The 16,963-nt window shown below is 42.2% G+C and carries 17 protein-coding genes; 8 read left to right on the top strand and 9 right to left on the bottom strand.

The genetic code is table 11. The features are described 5' to 3' along the window. The first annotated feature begins 11 nt into the window (after window positions 1-11). Entirely contained in the window at window positions 12-830 is an 819-nt protein-coding gene (locus NST59_RS16875; RefSeq protein WP_059376406.1) for a flagellar hook-basal body protein, read from the top strand. Between the two features lie 14 nt (window positions 831-844). On the opposite strand, the gene NST59_RS16870 is transcribed toward NST59_RS16875, so the two are convergent. Next, on the bottom strand, window positions 845-1,900 hold the full coding sequence (locus tag NST59_RS16870) for a tetratricopeptide repeat protein (RefSeq protein ID WP_058838575.1): 1,056 nt from the start codon (window positions 1,898-1,900) through the stop codon (window positions 845-847). A 219-nt stretch (window positions 1,901-2,119) separates the two neighbouring features. Here NST59_RS16870 and fabZ point away from each other — a divergent pair, with 219 nt between their 5' ends. Beyond that, on the top strand, window positions 2,120-2,554 hold the full coding sequence (gene fabZ, locus NST59_RS16865) for a 3-hydroxyacyl-ACP dehydratase FabZ (RefSeq protein WP_106025530.1): 435 nt from the start codon (window positions 2,120-2,122) through the stop codon (window positions 2,552-2,554). 127 nt (window positions 2,555-2,681) lie between these two features. Continuing rightward, on the top strand, window positions 2,682-3,077 hold the full coding sequence (gene mscL, locus NST59_RS16860; RefSeq protein ID WP_024423693.1) for a large conductance mechanosensitive channel protein MscL: 396 nt from the start codon (window positions 2,682-2,684) through the stop codon (window positions 3,075-3,077). A 223-nt stretch (window positions 3,078-3,300) separates the two neighbouring features. Here the strand turns inward: mscL and NST59_RS16855 are convergent, their stop codons facing one another. Continuing rightward, on the bottom strand, window positions 3,301-3,711 hold the full coding sequence (locus NST59_RS16855) for a YwpF-like family protein (protein ID WP_024423692.1): 411 nt from the start codon (window positions 3,709-3,711) through the stop codon (window positions 3,301-3,303). 117 nt (window positions 3,712-3,828) lie between these two features. Here NST59_RS16855 and NST59_RS16850 point away from each other — a divergent pair, with 117 nt between their 5' ends. The 3 genes from NST59_RS16850 to NST59_RS16840 all read left to right on the top strand — a co-directional run bounded on the left by NST59_RS16850 (window position 3,829) and on the right by NST59_RS16840 (window position 6,390). Beyond that, window positions 3,829-4,185 (top strand): hypothetical protein, encoded by a 357-nt coding sequence (locus tag NST59_RS16850; protein WP_041087904.1) that lies wholly within the window; start codon window positions 3,829-3,831, stop codon window positions 4,183-4,185. A gap of 402 nt (window positions 4,186-4,587) precedes the next feature. Continuing rightward, complete coding sequence (locus tag NST59_RS16845; RefSeq protein WP_341041037.1) at window positions 4,588-5,448, top strand: Cof-type HAD-IIB family hydrolase; 861 nt, start codon at window positions 4,588-4,590, stop codon at window positions 5,446-5,448. 153 nt (window positions 5,449-5,601) lie between these two features. Beyond that, the gene (locus NST59_RS16840; RefSeq protein WP_039182012.1) at window positions 5,602-6,390 is read left to right on the top strand and encodes a PAS domain-containing protein; all 789 of its coding nucleotides are present in this window, start codon (window positions 5,602-5,604) and stop codon (window positions 6,388-6,390) included. A gap of 69 nt (window positions 6,391-6,459) precedes the next feature. Here the strand turns inward: NST59_RS16840 and NST59_RS16835 are convergent, their stop codons facing one another. Together NST59_RS16835 and NST59_RS16830 are read right to left on the bottom strand one after the other, a co-directional pair. Next, window positions 6,460-9,237 (bottom strand): DEAD/DEAH box helicase, encoded by a 2,778-nt coding sequence (locus NST59_RS16835; protein WP_039182010.1) that lies wholly within the window; start codon window positions 9,235-9,237, stop codon window positions 6,460-6,462. Continuing rightward, the gene (locus NST59_RS16830; RefSeq protein ID WP_039182007.1) at window positions 9,224-10,831 is read right to left on the bottom strand and encodes an SWIM zinc finger family protein; all 1,608 of its coding nucleotides are present in this window, start codon (window positions 10,829-10,831) and stop codon (window positions 9,224-9,226) included. Before NST59_RS16830 ends, NST59_RS16835 begins: the two co-directional genes overlap by 14 nt. 186 nt (window positions 10,832-11,017) lie before the next feature. Between NST59_RS16830 and NST59_RS16825 the strand changes: the two genes are divergently transcribed. Together NST59_RS16825 and NST59_RS16820 are read left to right on the top strand one after the other, a co-directional pair. Further along, complete coding sequence (locus NST59_RS16825; RefSeq protein WP_003214884.1) at window positions 11,018-11,161, top strand: hypothetical protein; 144 nt, start codon at window positions 11,018-11,020, stop codon at window positions 11,159-11,161. A gap of 116 nt (window positions 11,162-11,277) precedes the next feature. Further along, complete coding sequence (locus tag NST59_RS16820) at window positions 11,278-12,597, top strand: UDP-glucose dehydrogenase family protein (protein WP_039182004.1); 1,320 nt, start codon at window positions 11,278-11,280, stop codon at window positions 12,595-12,597. A gap of 33 nt (window positions 12,598-12,630) precedes the next feature. Here NST59_RS16820 and NST59_RS16815 read toward each other — a convergent pair whose 3' ends face one another. The 5 genes from NST59_RS16815 to alsS all read right to left on the bottom strand — a co-directional run bounded on the left by NST59_RS16815 (window position 12,631) and on the right by alsS (window position 16,900). Then, window positions 12,631-13,170: a chromate transporter gene (locus NST59_RS16815; RefSeq protein WP_249115323.1), complete on the bottom strand. Its 540-nt coding sequence runs from the start codon at window positions 13,168-13,170 to the stop codon at window positions 12,631-12,633. Continuing rightward, window positions 13,167-13,748, bottom strand: a complete 582-nt coding sequence (locus NST59_RS16810) for a chromate transporter (protein ID WP_039182001.1) — start codon at window positions 13,746-13,748, stop codon at window positions 13,167-13,169. Before NST59_RS16810 ends, NST59_RS16815 begins: the two co-directional genes overlap by 4 nt. A 16-nt stretch (window positions 13,749-13,764) precedes the next feature. After that, window positions 13,765-14,241: an Lrp/AsnC family transcriptional regulator gene (locus tag NST59_RS16805; RefSeq protein WP_144467996.1), complete on the bottom strand. Its 477-nt coding sequence runs from the start codon at window positions 14,239-14,241 to the stop codon at window positions 13,765-13,767. Window positions 14,242-14,393: 152 nt separating this feature from the next. Continuing rightward, window positions 14,394-15,164 carry an acetolactate decarboxylase gene (budA, locus tag NST59_RS16800; RefSeq protein WP_058838581.1) on the bottom strand — a complete coding sequence of 257 codons (771 nt, stop codon included), beginning with the start codon at window positions 15,162-15,164 and terminating at the stop codon, window positions 14,394-14,396. 35 nt (window positions 15,165-15,199) lie between these two features. Further along, on the bottom strand, window positions 15,200-16,900 hold the full coding sequence (gene alsS, locus NST59_RS16795) for an acetolactate synthase AlsS (RefSeq protein ID WP_106025536.1): 1,701 nt from the start codon (window positions 16,898-16,900) through the stop codon (window positions 15,200-15,202). Between the last annotated feature and the right edge of the window lie 63 nt (window positions 16,901-16,963).

Raw genomic sequence — 16,963 nt, 5'->3', positions numbered from 1 at the left:
GGAGGATACTTATGCTTAGAACGATGATAAACGCAGCTGTCTCGATGAATGAAGTGCAAAAGCAGCTTGACATCATCAGCAACAACATCGCGAACAGTGAGACAACAGGGTACCGCGCGAAAAACACCCGTTTCTCAGAGCTGATCAGACAGCAGTTTAATCAGGTAGATGAAAAAAATGATCAGGTGGCAAACAGTCGTCTGACACCTGCTGGGTTAAGGCTTGGTACGGGGACAATGGTCAATGCGTCCATTAACTCGCTGCAAGGCTCAATTAAAGAAACTGGACGTGATCTTGATGTTGCATTCGGAGCGCCGTCGCAGTATTTGCAGGTCAACGCCGGCGGTAATATCCGTTATACAAGAGATGGTTCACTTTACTTACAGCCGGGCAATAACCGTAACCAAGTACAGCTTGTCACGAGCGAAGGCTATCCGATTCTTGATGAAAATGGGAATGCAATCGTCTTAAATGCGAATTTCCGTGATATTTCAATCGATAAAAATGGACGGCTTACGGCGATTTCAAGAGATAATCAACCGAATCAGCAAGTGAATCTAGGCGTTGTACAAGTCAATAATTCATCAGCACTTGTCTCTGAAGGAGATAATTTGTTCTCAGTCGACGGAACCTATCAAGGCGCACTAACAGCACTAAATGGAGCAAACCGAGAGGCGATTCAGCTTCAGCAAGGTGCGCTGGAAACGTCAAATGTGGACATGTCGAAAGAATTAACAGACCTCATGACAACGCAGCGTTCCTATCAGTTGAACTCAAGATCTATTACGATGGGCGATCAGATGCTGGGATTAATTAATACAATTCGATAATCAGCAGGCTCGTATCAGCCTCTCATGATAAAAAAGGCGGCTCGCTCAAAGTCGCCCTTTTTTTTATAAAAATCTGAGACATCAGCAAGCAGATCCTCAAGATCAATCCAGGCTTCTTTTCGTTCAAGACATGTGACGAGCGTGGCGATCTGCTCATCTGCCTTTGGCGTTTGGCTGTAGAGAAGAGATAAGATTTGAAACTTCATTCTTAATATATCAAACTGCGAAGCAACGGCTTCTTTCAGCCCTTTTTGAATATACTTCATCCCTTCATCGGTTAAATTTTCTTTAAAGCAGGAACGCACAGTTTCGTATAGGCACGATACATAGGAGTGTGCTGACTTTCGGTATGCTGGGAGACGAAGCGCTTTTTTAAAGTAGTCCAGTGCTTCCTTGTGACGATTTTGTCTCGACTGAATAAAGCCAGCGTCATAATAAACGATACCGAGCAGCTCTTGATCATCAATCTTTTTCACGTAATCAATAATCTCAATGAAAATAGCTTCTGCTTCCTCATATTTTTTTTGGTCGCTATAGTTAAGAGCGAGTACAATTTTACACCGATAGATGCTGTGGATGTCTTCGTGCTTTGCAAAAATATCCATGGCTTTTTGAACATGACGAATCGATAACAACGAGTAACGGTTGTTATAATAAACACCGCTTGTACGGAAATGGAACTCTGCTTCTTCCAGCTCATCGTTAAGCAATGGCAGTCGTTCCTCTGCCTTTTCGAGATAATGAATCGCATCATTTTGGTCACTTTTTAAAGATTCATATAATCCGAGAAAGAAGTAAAAATAATATTGTAGTTCTTCGTTCATTTCATCTTTGTGTGGCAGCAGTTCGTGTTTGAGTTTTTCTAAGTCCTCTGTTTGATTCATCCAGAGCTGATGACGAAAAAGCACCAGCTGATAATGGAAATAGAGCTCCTGTTTTTTTGATAATTTACGTTTATATTTTAGTAGTGTTTTTTTGATTTCTTCAGCCTTCGAAAAATGTCGATGCTTCAGCATTGTATACCAGGAATGGAGAAGTTTTTTTATGGATTTATCGCTCATAAAATTCATTTTTACCCTCTTATTTAATCAATGATGTAATATATATTACCATATTTGTGAAAAAACAATGAGTGTAGTGTGGATTATATTTGATGACAATTGGTAATGGTAGATTCTATTTTTTACCATATACGCGAGGAGAATATTGAAAAATGCCAGCATTCATAATATACTTCTATAGGAATCAAATGAAGATCAGCGATATAGAAAAGAAGGAGAGATCAAGATATGCTTGATGCTCAGCAAATTCAAGACATTATTCCACACCGTTATCCATTCTTATTGGTCGACCGTATTTTAGAGGTTGAGGGAGAAAAAAGAGCGGTTGGGATTAAAAATGTCACAGTAAATGAAGAATTTTTTAATGGCCATTTCCCAGGATACCCAGTCATGCCGGGTGTGCTTATTGTAGAAGCACTCGCACAGGTTTTTGGTGTGATTATGTTAGGCAAGGAAGAAAACAAAGGGAAAATTGGTTTGTTTGCAGGGATTGACGCCTGCCGCTTTAAAAGACAGGTCAAGCCTGGAGACCAGCTTCGTTTAGAGGTTGAAGTGACGCGCCTCCGCGGACCGGTTGCAAAAGGAAAAGCAGTAGCGACAGTAGATGGCGAAGTTGCATGTGAAGCAGAACTGACATTTTCTATCGGTCCTAAAGTATCATGATTTTCCTGGCGGTTCATCAAGCATGAATCGCTTTTTTATTTAGAAACGTTCAGTTAGAACGGATAAGGACTTGCAATTTTGACAAAAAAACGTCATATTAGACAAAAAAAGATGAAGGTGATAAAGGATGCTGAAAGAATTTAGAGAGTTTGCCGTCAAGGGCAATGTCATTGACTTGGCTGTAGGTGTCATCATTGGGGGAGCATTTGGCAAAATTGTCACTTCTCTTGTGAATGATTTAATCATGCCGCTTGTTGGTATTATTATTGGAGGGCATGACTTTAGCGGTTTATCCATTAAAATCGGAGCTGCTCAAATTTTATATGGAAACTTTATTCAAACAGTGGTTGATTTCTTAATTATCTCGTTTTCCATTTTTATCTTTATTCGTTATTTGAATAAGTTAAAACGGAAAAAGGTCGAGGAAGAAGAGGTTGTGGAAACGCCGGATCAAACGGAAGTTTTGCTAACTGAAATTAGAGATCTATTGAAAAATCAAAGCCAGTCTAAAGATGTGCAATAGAAAAAGAGCGGCTGATCCCGCTCTCAGCGTGTAGACAAACCCTTGCATTCGGTGTCAGGTCTGCGCTCCGGTACTCACGAATGTTAAATTCGCTCCGTTCCAGTGCTCGCCCTTCCTAGACTTCAAAGGTTTTCAAACACGCTGAAAAGAAGACAAAGGGCTAAAATCAAGTTCATTTTAGCCCTTTGTCAACAATCTAAGAGCGGCTGATCCCGCTCTTTTTTTATGTGTTTTGTTTAAAAGCATCCAGTAGTTTTTCTCCTGAAAGCCCCTCTTTGACGAGGTCTTTTAATACTTCTTCAGTTTCTGTTCTGTAACGATTTGTAATCATTTTACCATCGAGTAATACAGATATGTTTTCTTCTAAGGCAACGATGTTTTTGACTTGGACAGATAGGTGAACAGGGCGGTTGTTTTCTTTAGTGATCGTTACAAGAATCTTCACTTCTGTGTGCTGCTGAAAGAGTACCTCAAACACCTGTCTATGTTTCTTTGGAATGAGTGCCTCGATCATCCAGTGATTTTCACCGTCTTCTTTATTAATGATTAAACCGTCACGAAGGGGAATGCTGGACATTTTATCTTGCTGTGGATCAAGTTCAATTTTTAAATCAATCAGCCTAAAGGTTTTCATATTTATCACCTCACAAGCGTTCATTATTCGTAAGTATTATTATAGCATACAACATCTGTATAAATGAAACCGCTGCCTGCTTAGAACTAGCTGCACATGAGTGAAAGGAGATGTTTTATGGAGTCCTATCAATTGAGAAATATTCATATTGGCGAGGAGAAGGCAAAGAGTGATATACGTGTTTATTCGTGGGGGGACATTCTTTCATTTTGTGATGTCTATATGGAAGAAGGAGAGTCACTCACGTTTCAATATGTTACTGAGGATCAAATGGACTGCTTTGAGTTTCAGCTGTCGGTTCATGATGGCCGGCTTTGTTTTTATTGGTTTGCGTGGGACGGATCTGATTATATTCACATGCCTTCTAGTAATTGGATTCATTCAGATATTTTTTATCAATTTATGAAAAATAAGTATTTCATCAAACAAAACAAGATGATGTTTTATACGCAAGCGGTAAAAAACAGAAATTAATGAGGATATAGAGAATTTGAAGGCCTATTTTGCTATTCTCACGTTTTGTCACATCAGGCCTTTCTCCGTAGACTAGGGGTAGCTGAAAGGAAAGGAGGAAAGTCCCGATCAAAAGGTAACGTCTATCATCTGACAGCCCCCCTCTAGCTAAAGCTGATAGATGCTGCCTTGTGCATATGAACACTGCGTAATAGAACCAATGCTTCTTTGTATAGGTCATGTGTCCCCTTATGAATCCCCTTTGTGTGTATCCGGTCATAATGCGTGGCCGGATACCCTTTTATTCACTGTTTAACCGATCAGCTCTTGCAAATAGTGGATACTCATTACATAATGATGATGGATTTTGTTAACGGTATATCGGTTGAAAATAAAGACAAAAAGGAGAGAACGATGACAAACATTCAATTAATCGCAACGGATTTAGATGGCACTTTATTGAACAGTGAACACAAAGTGAGTCAGGAAAACGAGCAGGCATTAAAGGAAGCAGCTGCGAATGGAATTGAGGTTGTCGTTTCAACAGGGAGAGCGTATTTTGATGTGAGGTCTATTTTTGACCAGCTTGGTATGAATACATGGGTGATTAGTGCCAATGGAGCTGTGATTCATGATCCAACTGGACAAGTGTACCATTCAGCTGCTTTACAAGAAGAAAAGGCTAAACACATATTGTCATGGCTGGAAGAACGTGATTATTATTATGAAGTCTTTACAAACGAAGCCATTTTCACACCGAATCGCGGCAGAGAGCTTCTTGCGATTGAAATGGACCGTTTAAAAAGTGCAAATCCAGAAACGGATCAAAATGTCTTAAAGCAAGCGGCAGAAGTTCAATACAGCCAGTCTGGTTTTTCTTATATTGATACATATAAAGAATTGTTTCGTGAGGATCGAAAGCTTTCATTTTACAACATTTTAGGTTTTTCTTTCTTTCAGGAAAGATTGAAAGCCGGATGGGATATGTTTGGTGATGATTTAGATTTAACATTGGTCAGTTCGGCTGATCATAATTTTGAAATTGGTTCAAAGCACGCGTCTAAAGGGCAGGCATTAACAAGGCTGGCAGAAAGACTAGGTATTCCTTTAAGTAGGGCAGCGGCTGTAGGAGACAGTTTAAATGATGAATCGATGCTTCGAGCTGCTGGTGTTGGGGTTGCGATGGGGAATGCGAGGCAGGATATAAAAGAAATCGCTGATCACGTCACGTTATCAAACGATGAACATGGAGTGGCGCATATGATCCGGCACCTTTTGAAATAGATGAATCAGATGTCGCGGTATAAATCACATAGGATGAAGCGCATTCTACAAAAGAGGAATTCGGAACCACTTCTATTTACACATGATGTGGAACATCATATAATTTAATTAAGAATATAACCCGCTTGTAAGGAAAATAAGGAGAGTAAACGAATGGCGCTGGAATCTTATAAGTCCGAAAATCTGCATTTAATCAAGGAAGCCTTGGACTATACTCAGGTTGGCCTGACGGTGACGGACCCGTCTTTACCTGATAATCCTTTAATATATGTGAACAAGGGCTTTTTAGATATGACAGGCTATCAAGAAATCGAAGTATTGGGGAGGAATTGTCGTTTCCTTCAGGGAGATGAAACTGAACAAATCGCTCTCAAACAAATTAGAACAGCCATTGAGAACAAAGAGGCTGTCACTGTTCAGCTGAAAAATTATAAAAAATCTGGACAAATGTTTTGGAACGAGTTAAGTGTCGCTCCTCTTTGGATTGACGAAAATGAAGGGAAACGTCTTTATTTCGTTGGTCTGCAAAAGGATGTCACGAAAGAGAAGGAACAGCAAGAGCTTCTTGAGCAATCAATTGATGAAGTGCTGAATATTTCTGTCCCAATCGTTCCTGTGAAAGATGGGATCTCTGTGTTACCGATCATTGGTACATTAACAGCGCCAAGATTTGATAAGATCATTTCAACGGTTTCCACCTATATCTCTCAATCCAAGGATGATTATTTTATTGTCGATCTGTCCGGATTATTAGAAGTGGATTCATTTGTGGCAGATGCGATTTTTAAGCTGAACGATTTGATTTTAATGACGGGTACTGAACTCATTGTGACAGGAATTAAACCGAATCTTGCCATGAAAATGGGAGAAATGAGAGAGGACTTCCGTGAATTAAATACGTATATGAATGTGAAATCTGCATTGAAAAAACTGAACATTTAACTTACGTTTATATCAAATGAAAAAGAGGACTTTTCATGAAACTTGAGAAAAGTCCTCTTTTTGCTGTGATTAAGATGATTGAGCGGCAGCACTTAAGGTAAATAAATCTTCTAGTTCGTTTGTCGATAGCTCTGTAATCCAGCTCTCGCTTTGGATAATTTGATCATTTAATGTTTGTTTTGTTTCGAGCATTTGATCGATTTTTTCCTCGATTGTGCCCGTTGTGATCATCTTATGGACGTGAACAAATCGTTTTTGTCCAATCCGATAAGCTCGGTCTGTCGCTTGGTTTTCCACAGCAGGATTCCACCATCTATCGTAGTGAATGACATGGTTTGCGGCGGTTAGGTTGAGTCCTGTTCCTCCTGCTTTTAAAGAAAGAATTAAAATGTTGAATTCTTTCTTCTGGAAGCGGTCCACCATTTTGTCCCGCTCCTGTTTTGAGAGGCTGCCATTTAAAAATTGGACCGGTTCTCCAAACATCTTTTCTGCCAGCTGCTTGATCATGTTGCCCATTTCAATATACTGCGTAAAGATGAGGCAGCTTTCTCCTTGCTCATGTATCGCTTTTAACAGCTCTGCGAGTTTATCCATTTTTAACGAACGTTTCAGCAGTTTCACATCTGTTCCACTCTCTTTTAAATAGAGAGCAGGGTGATCACAAATCTGTTTGAGTCTGCCAAGCATACTTAAAATAATGGCTTTTCGCTGCATCCCTGTTAATGATGCCATATGTTCAAATGTATCCTTCACGAGCTGCTCATATAAAGACGCTTGCTCAGCGGATAGCGGAATGAATTCTTTTTCTTCGAGTTTTTCAGGAAGGTTCAGGGCAACCTCTTCATCTTGTTTTGTTCGTCTTAATAAAAATGGTTTGATCAGCTGCTGCAGTTGTTCAATTCTTTTTTCTTCACGGTCTTTTTCAATCGGAAGGACGAACTTCTTATGGAAGCCGGTCAGGCTGCCGAGATATCCTTTGTTGACGAAGTCGAATATGGACCAAAGCTCTGTCAAACGGTTTTCCATTGGTGTCCCGCTGAGGGCAATGTGATGTTGCCCTTTAAGCTGTCTAATCGCTCTCGATTGTTTCGTATGGGCGTTCTTGATGTTTTGGGCTTCGTCTAAGCAAATGGTATTCCACTTTGCTGCCGTTAATTCATCACGATCAGAATGTGAGAGTCCATAAGACGTCAGAACAATATCTGTTGACTCGTATGCTTTTGTGAAGTCCTCTCCCTGTGGACGCGATGGGCCATAATGCAGGGCAACCTTCAAATGTGGTGCGAATGTTTCGAGCTCTCGCTGCCAGTTTCCTAAAACAGAGGTCGGCGCAATGATGAGAGAGGGAGTGGCATTTTGCTCCTGCTCCTTCAAATACGTGAAATATGCGATCATTTGAATCGTTTTTCCAAGGCCCATATCATCTGCTAAACAAGCCCCAAATCCATGCGATCTTAAAAATAAAAGCCAGTTCACGCCATGCTGCTGATACGGACGCAGTATGCCTTTAAAGGACTCACTCATTTCGTAGGAAGGCAGCTCGTGCGTATCATTTAATTGGTGGACAAGCCCTCTTAATTGCGATGAAAGTTCAAATTGAATATGGGCAAATGCTGAACTGTCCAATAGCTCTGGAATCGATTCAGAGGAAGCTTCTTGATCTGCCAGTTCACGTGACAAAATATCAGACATGTGAAGTCCTTCGTTTTCGGCACGCTCCATCCACTTTTTCATTTGCTGGATGAAGGTAGGATCTATTTTGATCCATTGTCCTCGAATGTTGACAAGGCGTCGTTTGCTTTGGACAAGCTCGTTGAACTCATCTTCTGTCAGTTCAATGCCGTTTGTAGCAAAGCGCCAATTAAAGTCCATTAATGCGTCCATTCCGACATGCGATTCGCCTCGCGGTGTAGAAGAGATCCTTGCTTTTAACATCATCGTGCTGTCTTTAACAATTTGCCACCACGATGGGAGCAGAATCTCAATACCCATATTAACAAGGGTTTCACTCGCTTCAGATAGGAAGAGCCACGCCTCTTCTTCTGACATGAGTGTGGTGCCAGATGTGAAAGAAAGCCAAGGGACAATTTGACTGAATCGTTCCAGCTCTCTTGAAATTTTATCTTGATACGGATGCCAAGACCTTTTCAATGAACGGATGCCTTCAAAAAAGTGAAGGTCACTGTTTTTCTTATCTCGCAAAAACAATTCGATTTTCCAATCATCTCCGTCAAAATCCGGCTCATTTAAGCGCAAGCCGACAGTGAACGGCGTCTCATCATCTATCCAGCCAATCGTCTCCAAGAAATCCTGCTCATCTAGAAAATGTCCTTGGAAGGTTGAGAGTGCAGGCGATTGTGCGTTCATGCGTTCCCATTTGTGCTGCAAGGCATCATCATACTGAATATAATCCTGTACAGCAAAGGAGAACCAATCAGCCGTATAACCATCTAATAGGCCTTCTTTGTCTTTAAACCGAAGCTCGCCTTTTGTCCACGCCTCGTAATCGGGAACGAAATCTTCGTCCTCGATAAATTCGTAAATGGTGGAGGCTGTTTTCATCAGGGGCTCCGTTTCATCCGTTAATGTCACATGACTAAACGTATTAAATGAATTTTTTCCTAGCAATTCAACGGTCATCCAAGGGCTTAACAGGAAGGCAGGTGTGCCAATAAAGCTGACATCTTCTAAGAATGTTCCGTAGAAAGAAGATTCGTGCCATTGGAAAAGCTGCCTCTTCATTTCATTAAGCGGAACAGGGTGTCCGTCCTCTGCTTGCGCTGAAATGGTGAAAGAGAAATCTTCTGTTTGTTCTGCATGAATGACAATTTGTTTATGGCGTGTCATCAATCAATTTTCCTTTCTTCATTTCCTCTTGGAACGCACGCAGCCGTTTTGTTGAATCTTGCAGCTGCTTTACATACCTTTCCCAAATCGCGTTTTTTTTCGTTTTATGATAAAGCGTGCGCAGTTTCTTCAGCATTTTCACAGACTCTCGATATGCACTTCGATTCTTTTGATCGAGAAGCAGTGAGATTTCACGGTGGTACGATGGAATGAGGGCTTCTGGCTCCTCTTTTGCAATCTGTTTGATCAGATCCTTCTCCAGTTCACTAATGGAGAAACCAACAAGGCTGTGAATCTCAATCCATTCCGCATAACGCTGCTGTGCATACAATAGCTGACTGTATTCTGTAAACGCATAGGGCATACAGATTTGGAGATAGCGTTCATATAAATGATGATCCTTCGTCTGCTTAAAATATGCATCTAAATAAAAGAAGAAATCACTGACAGCCCCCCGTAGTTCTCTGTAGGAAAGGTCGAGCTGGCAATATTCCTCTAATATATAGGTGATTTCGTGATACCAGAGCTTGAGCCGCTTCCAGTCTTTTCGGTTTGTGAGATCCTTCAGCCAATTGAGCACATTTGGGAGCATATCGGCATTGAGCAGCTGTAATTGCTGAAAGAGGCTTTCATCTTCTTTCAGTAAATAATCCATGTGCATCAGTCCGATGGTACGTTCAACCGTTTGTTCTTTTTTCTGGGCGTTCTTTAGTAATTCTGTTTCTTTTTTGACCCATTTCCCTCTATTTAATATGGTGCCCCAAATCTCCATAAAGACCGCTACTCGTTCATGCTGGAAAGGTCCATTGATTTGAAGAAGTGTACGAACGGCAGTTGGTGTGTTTTCAAGAAACGGATCGAGGGAAAAGGAAAGGGCGTATGTCTTCAAATGATCCACTGAATCGAAAATGGTGTTCATGAGCTGTTCTACATATGGATTCATGGAATAAAAGTCTTTTTCGGCATCAAGCCGGCCGAGGTCGATCAGTTCATGAAGCCTCAGCCATACATCGATTGACGTATGAATCGCATACAAGCTCTTGAATTCAGGTGAAGCAGGTGCGTGTTTTTTTAGGATCGATAAATAGCCGTAATACAAATGCTGCGGTGTTTGCTGGTGCTTTGGTGTCCGTTTCAGCCAGAGGTTAAATTCCTCTTGGAAAAAAGTCAGCCAGCTTTGGAGTGATTGTTCGTCTGGGCGCTTCACTTGGAAGTGCTGGCGAATCAGTTCTTTGCTGCGCTGTAATTCATCCTTTTCTGACCAATTTTCTGTAAATCCGGTCACACTCTCTACTTGAGCGTATAGCGAAAAGAAGACAGCGAGAATGTGTTTACAAAGTCCATCTGCTGGACATGAGCAGCTGCTTCTCACAGGAAACAGCACATGAAGGTGGACTCTTGCTGCCACGACATCATGTACATAAGCTGACCATTCGGTATCAGACTCTTGCTTGAGCCGATATACGCTGTCCTGTCTATAAGTAATCAATGCTTTTTTGATGAGTTGTTTGTTTTCATCTGTTGCAGGAAGAAGTTCTTTGATCTGTTCGGCTGTTTGTTTGATTTCTTCTTCGTTGATGTTGTGCTGAAGCATTTGATCCGCTCCTAACCAAGTAAAAGATTCCAATTCTTTTATTATAGCTCAATGGGGATTTATAAAAAAGTTTTTCATGAAAATGGTCATAAATTTCAAAAGCTGTCGAATGATGTAATAGAGTATTGCATAAACCAACCTTACAGCATATAATAATGAAATTAGTGGAATCGAAAGGATACAGACATGGATAATAAGGGTTTAAATCAAGAGGAATTTTTAAAGATTTTGATGTACGCTCATGATATTGGTGAAAATTCAAATGATGTCACAACAAAAGAAATGCTTGAAAATCTGATTGCTCATATTCGAAATGGTCTTGTTTCATAAAAGTGACCCCCTGCTAGTGATGGCAGGGGGTTTTTGTATGCTTTTAAGAATGGAATGAAAGCTCCCGGCATACGATGTCATTACAAGCATAAGGAGTATGGGGAGCTGATGGTGTCATGAATATTGCGATTGCAGGCTGTGGGTATGTGGGGCTTGTGACAGGTGTGTGTTTAGCGGAAGCAGGTCATGATGTGGCGTGTATTGATATTGACCGCCGAAAGGTCATGCAGCTGAAACAGGGAACTCCCCCAATGTATGAGCCCGGGTTAAAAGAGCTATTGAAACGCAATTTTGAGCAGGAACGAATTCATTTTCACATAAATGGAGCGGAAGCCTACACGAAGGCAGATGTATTAATGATCGCGGTCGGCACCCCGCAGCAGGCAGATGGCCAAGCTGATTTACAGTTTGTGTTTCAAGCTGCGAAAGAGATGGGGATAAAAGCAAAATCAGGTGCGATTCTTGTGGTGAAAAGTACGGTGCCTGTCGGAACGGGGGATCAAATCGATCAGCTCATCCATCAAGAATTAGGACGGAAGGAACCATTAGCGATTGCATCTAACCCAGAATTTTTACGGGAAGGCTCTGCCATTTCAGATACATTGCGGGCGGATCGGCTTGTGATTGGCGCTGAAACAAAAGCCGTATTAGACCAGTTAGAGGAGATGTATGCTGATTTCCACCTTCCATTGGTGAAAACAGACCGTAAAAGTGCTGAAATGATCAAGTATGCATCAAATGCATTTCTTGCGACAAAAATCAGCTTTATGAATGAGATTGCCTCCATTTGTGAAAAAACGGGTGCTGATGTTGAATGGGTGGCGAAGGGAATGGGGCTTGATCAGCGGATCGGTTCTTCCTTTCTAAGAGCGGGCATTGGCTACGGAGGTTCTTGTTTTCCAAAGGATACAAATGCACTTGTCCAAATTGCAGGGCATGTGTCCCATGATTTTGAGCTATTAAAGGCTGTCATCAAAGTAAATAATGAGCAGCGGGCAGGTTTTATCCGAAATATCCAGGAGCGGCTGGGAGCAGCGCTTGAAGGGAAGCGAATTGCGCTTCTTGGTCTGTCCTTTAAACCGAATACAGACGATATGAGGGAGGCACCATCTATTCCGATCGCTCATGAGCTCCATCAATTAGGTGCGGAGCTTGTGGCGTATGATCCTGTTGCTGCCCGGCGTGCAGCTCGTGAACTGCCGGATCAAGTCTTATTTGCTCAAACGATTGAAGAAGCGATCAAGGATGCCGATGCGGTCTGTCTATTAACAGAGTGGGCGGATATTCAGTCGTTTCCACTCGCGTCCTACAAAAAATGGATGAAGCAGCCGCTTATTTTCGATGGACGAAACTGTCATACACTTGAAGCGGCAGAAGAAGCAGGGGTCGAGTATCATTCGATTGGGCGCAGATCAGTTTCTCCAATTTATATGTAAAAGAAAACCGATAACATTGAATGTTATCGGTTTTTATGAATGCGGCAGAATGAATCCACCATATAAAAATGCAGCCACAATAAGAAAGGCAGGGTGCAGCTTGAATTTGGTCATCAAGAAAAAGGAGATCGCGGCAATGGCGAGAGATTGTGTCCAGCCGATGGCTTTCACTGCATCTCCGCCGATTTCCCATGTTAGTAAAAGCATCATCATCGCAATGACAGGCTGTACGGATAAGGTCATGCCTTTGACGACGGGAGATTGGCGAAAACGGTCAATGAGCTTGAGCAATAAAATGAGTCCGGCAGCGGAAGGCAGGACAGTTGCAAGCAGTGCCACGATAAAACCTGGCCAGCCCATGACGTCATAGCCGACATATGCTGCAATCTTCGTAGCGATTGGCCCCGGCAGTGCATTGGCTAAAGCCAGCATATTGGAAAATCCTTCGTTCGTCATCCAATGAAAATGATTGACGATTTCTTCATAATTGAGCGGGATGGATGCAGGGCCTCCGCCATATCCTAATAGATTAGATAAAAAGAAAGCCCAGAATAAAAAGAGAATCAGTATCATGAAGACACTCCTTTCTCTTTATTTGACCGATGCCAGCGATTTTTCAGCTTAAAATGAAAAGCGCCATAAAATAAAAAGATCATCACAATGATTCCTGGATGAATGGAGAGCACTTGCAGTCCGACAAAGGCAAGAAGGAATAGAGTGATCCCGAAGATCATGCCGAAGCCTTTCAGCGTTTTTTGTCCAAACTCATATGCCATGATGCCTAACAGAACGGCAATGACAGGGGTCACAGCACCAATCATATTTTGAATGATTTGTGAGGAGCTTAAGACGCTGACAAGTGTGACAAGGGCTACCATGGCGAGACATGTCGGTAAAATATGAGCAGCTGTTGCGACAATTGCGCCAGATACGCCCTTTAATCGATAGCCGAGGTATGCTGACATTTTTGTTGCGATTGGGCCTGGTAATGCATTGGCGATGGCGAGTGTTTCTCCAAATTCGTCATCGTTGATCCATTGATATTTCACTACCGCTTCATGGCGAATAAGCGGTATCACGGAAGGGCCTCCGCCAAAACCGAGAATCCCGGTTCGCACCATAGCGATAATGAGTTCGATATATGATTGCAAGTGGTTCAACTCCTGTCTACAATTTCATGCCCATGCGGCTTTTGTATCGTTTAATGAGCATTTGGCAGTCCACACTGACGACACCTTCTAGCGGGTATAGTTTTTTTGTCAGAAATGTCTCCATTTCCTGTTCATCTTGAAAAATGCCATGCATATGCAGCTTGCTTGGTCCTGTCATATGATAAAGACTCGTGACAGCTGTTTCCTGTTCAAGCTGAAGGGCAACCGCTTCTAAAAATTTTGGCTCTACCTCTACATTAAAGAAGACAGAGACATGAATGCCGACCTTCGCGGGGTTAATCACAGCTGTGAATCGTTCAATGACCCCTGCTTCAACGAGCTGCTGAATGCGGGCTTGCACGGCAACACGTGACAGACCGACCTGTTTGCCGAGATCTGTATAAGACATGCGCCCGTCCTCGTGTAATAGGGATAAAATTTGTTTATCTCTTTCGTCTAATGTTAAGTTCGGAATGCTATAGTCTTTTGACACCATATAACCACCTTTCTTCTGTTGATATTCTATCATATTTCATTACGTATAGAATGATTGATTTCTCATTTACTATCGAAACGAAAACGTTATGGGTGAAAAAACATCTTTATGCATTAAAAAACACCCCGAGCTCATCGGGGTGTCTTCATTTATTGATCCGGGTTGCTTTCTGCACTGGCAATTTGCTGTGCAAGGTCAGCTCGATCAATGTCGGCTTGAAAGAATTCCTGCGTATTCGGCAGGTGTAAATTCATATGACGTTTTTGAGATATGCGGATGGTGACTTGATCAACGGTGTAATCAAATACGTGTCCGCCAACACTTCGATCTTCATCAATAAAATGAAGGTGATATCCACTTACCGCAATGCCGTGTGCGTACTGCGGTGTACGGAAGCCTGCGATCGTACCTTGAATATCCTCGAAGTCGAAAATAGGCTGAGACTTGACTGCTTCTACCATCGGAACGTAAGGTTTTTCCTGTTTTTCAACCGTACGTGTTTGAACCTTTTTGAATGATCCATCAATGCGGACCGCATAAAAGATATTTTTACTTGGTAAGATGCGGTCAATTTCTTCTTCCAGTTCTTTGGACGTCATTGGTGCATCAATTCGATGAACGATATCTGTTTCAAAGAAAGCTAGAGAGCAGAATGGTGAATAATCTTGATCGGTGACTGGTGTCGCTGTTCCATCCGAGCGCAGCCGGTAGAATGCACCGTCAAAGCCGATCAGCTCCCCATCTAATTGATTAAATGTACCGATGCCGAAATCACCGTGTTCAGGAATATGTGCGAGGGAGAAATCTCCATCATATACGGCTTCAAGCAAGGAGGTCATCGTTGATACTTGATAGACCTCTTGCTGTTTGTCATGCTGTCTTGTGTCATTCTGTTGATTCATTGGGTGCATCATACCCATATCCGCTCACTCCTTTAATGTAATGTATCGAAGTCTTATCTGACGTTCGCTGTGTGTTTTTTTCGATAGACTTCTGGCCATTTTTGACTGGCGAGGTCAGGGTTATCTTGATAGTCAATCGGAATATCAATGATTACGGGTCCTTCTATGTTTATACCCTTTTGAAGGACGGTTGAAAGCTCCTCAGGTGAGTTGACCCGTAATCCAGTCGCTCCAAAGCTTTCCGCATATTTCACTAAATCGATCTGTCCGAATTCAACGCAGGATGTACGGTCATATTTCATTTCCTGCTGGAACGCAACCATGTCATATGTGCTGTCGTTCCAAACAAGGTGAACGAGGTTTGTCTTTTTGCGGACAGCTGTTTCTAACTCCATTGCGGAGAAGAGAAAACCGCCATCACCCGAAACCGAAATAATCTTTTCATCTGGATTCAATATAGAAGCCGCAATTGCCCATGGTAATGCGACGCCTAATGTTTGCATGCCGTTACTCACCAAGAATGAGTTCGGTTCATAGACGCGGAAGTGACGGGACATCCAAATCGCGTGAGATCCGATATCACATGTGACCTTTGTGTCATCAGGAATCAGGCGTCTCAATGTATGAATGACATCCAGCGGGTGAGATCGATGACTTTCTCTTTCTGGTGCCTTTTCAATGTCGCTTAATAGCTCCTGTAATTCAGTGACTAATTCTATGTTCTCTTTGCATAGAGAAAGAGGAACACTGTCATGCGCTAGATGTTTGACGGTTTCAGAAATATTGCCTACAAGTTCAAGCGCTGGCTCATAAAAATGGTCAATATCCGCCTGCATGTCATCAACATGGATGATCTGGCGCTGTTGCGGCTGAAGATTCCAATGCTTCGGATCATACTCGATTGGATCAAAGCCAATGGTCAAAAGGACATCTGCTTGTTCAATGAGAAGGTCACCCGGCTGATTACGGAATAAGCCGATTCTGCCTACATATTGAGACTCGAGCTCTCTTGAGAGAACGCCGGCTCCTTGATACGTTTCAACAAATGGGATACCAAGTGTTTTTAATAATGCTCTTGTGGCATTTGCAGCAGCTGGACGACTGGCTTTCATTCCCACAATCGCAATAGGTAAGTGTGCATTTTGAATTTTGGCGATAGCCGAACTGATGAGAGCATCCGGTGCAGGACCTAATTCTGGAGAAGGGTGAGCAGACACTGCTGTTTGTGTGGTGTGTTCTGTCACGACATCTTGTGGAAAGCTGATAAATGCTGCTCCAGCCTGCCCTTTTTGTGCCGCGCGAAAAGCATTTGTTAATGCTTCTGGTATATTATGAACGTCTTGTACTTCAACACTATATTTGGTGACTGGTTTGAATAATGCCGCATTGTCGAGTGATTGATGTGTTCGTTTCAGACGATCTGCACGAATGACGTTTCCAGCGATTGCGACAACAGGATCACCTTCTGTATTGGCTGTTAATAGACCTGTTGCTAAATTAGATGCACCAGGACCTGATGTGACGAGACAAACACCTGGTTTGCCAGTTAAACGTCCGACAGCAGCTGCCATAAAGGCTGCATTTTGTTCGTGTCTGCATAGGACAAGTTCTGGACCTCTGTCTTTTAATACATCAAATACAGCGTCAATTTTTGCACCTGGAATGGCAAAAACATGGGTCACACCTTGAGCAATCAGCGTATCGACAATCAACTCTGCTCCTCGTCTTGTTAGGGGTTGTGCTTGAGATTTCATTTACCCCGCACTCCTTTCGGCAAGTAAAATTTTTTATGAAAATATATTTTCATGATATGATTT

It is taken from the genome of Bacillus sp. FSL R5-0439 (assembly GCF_038008805.1).
GTDB lineage: Bacteria > Bacillota > Bacilli > Bacillales > Bacillaceae > Bacillus > Bacillus safensis.
Note: the sequence above shows the minus strand (reverse complement) of the source record. Positions and strands in the feature narration are given on the sequence as shown.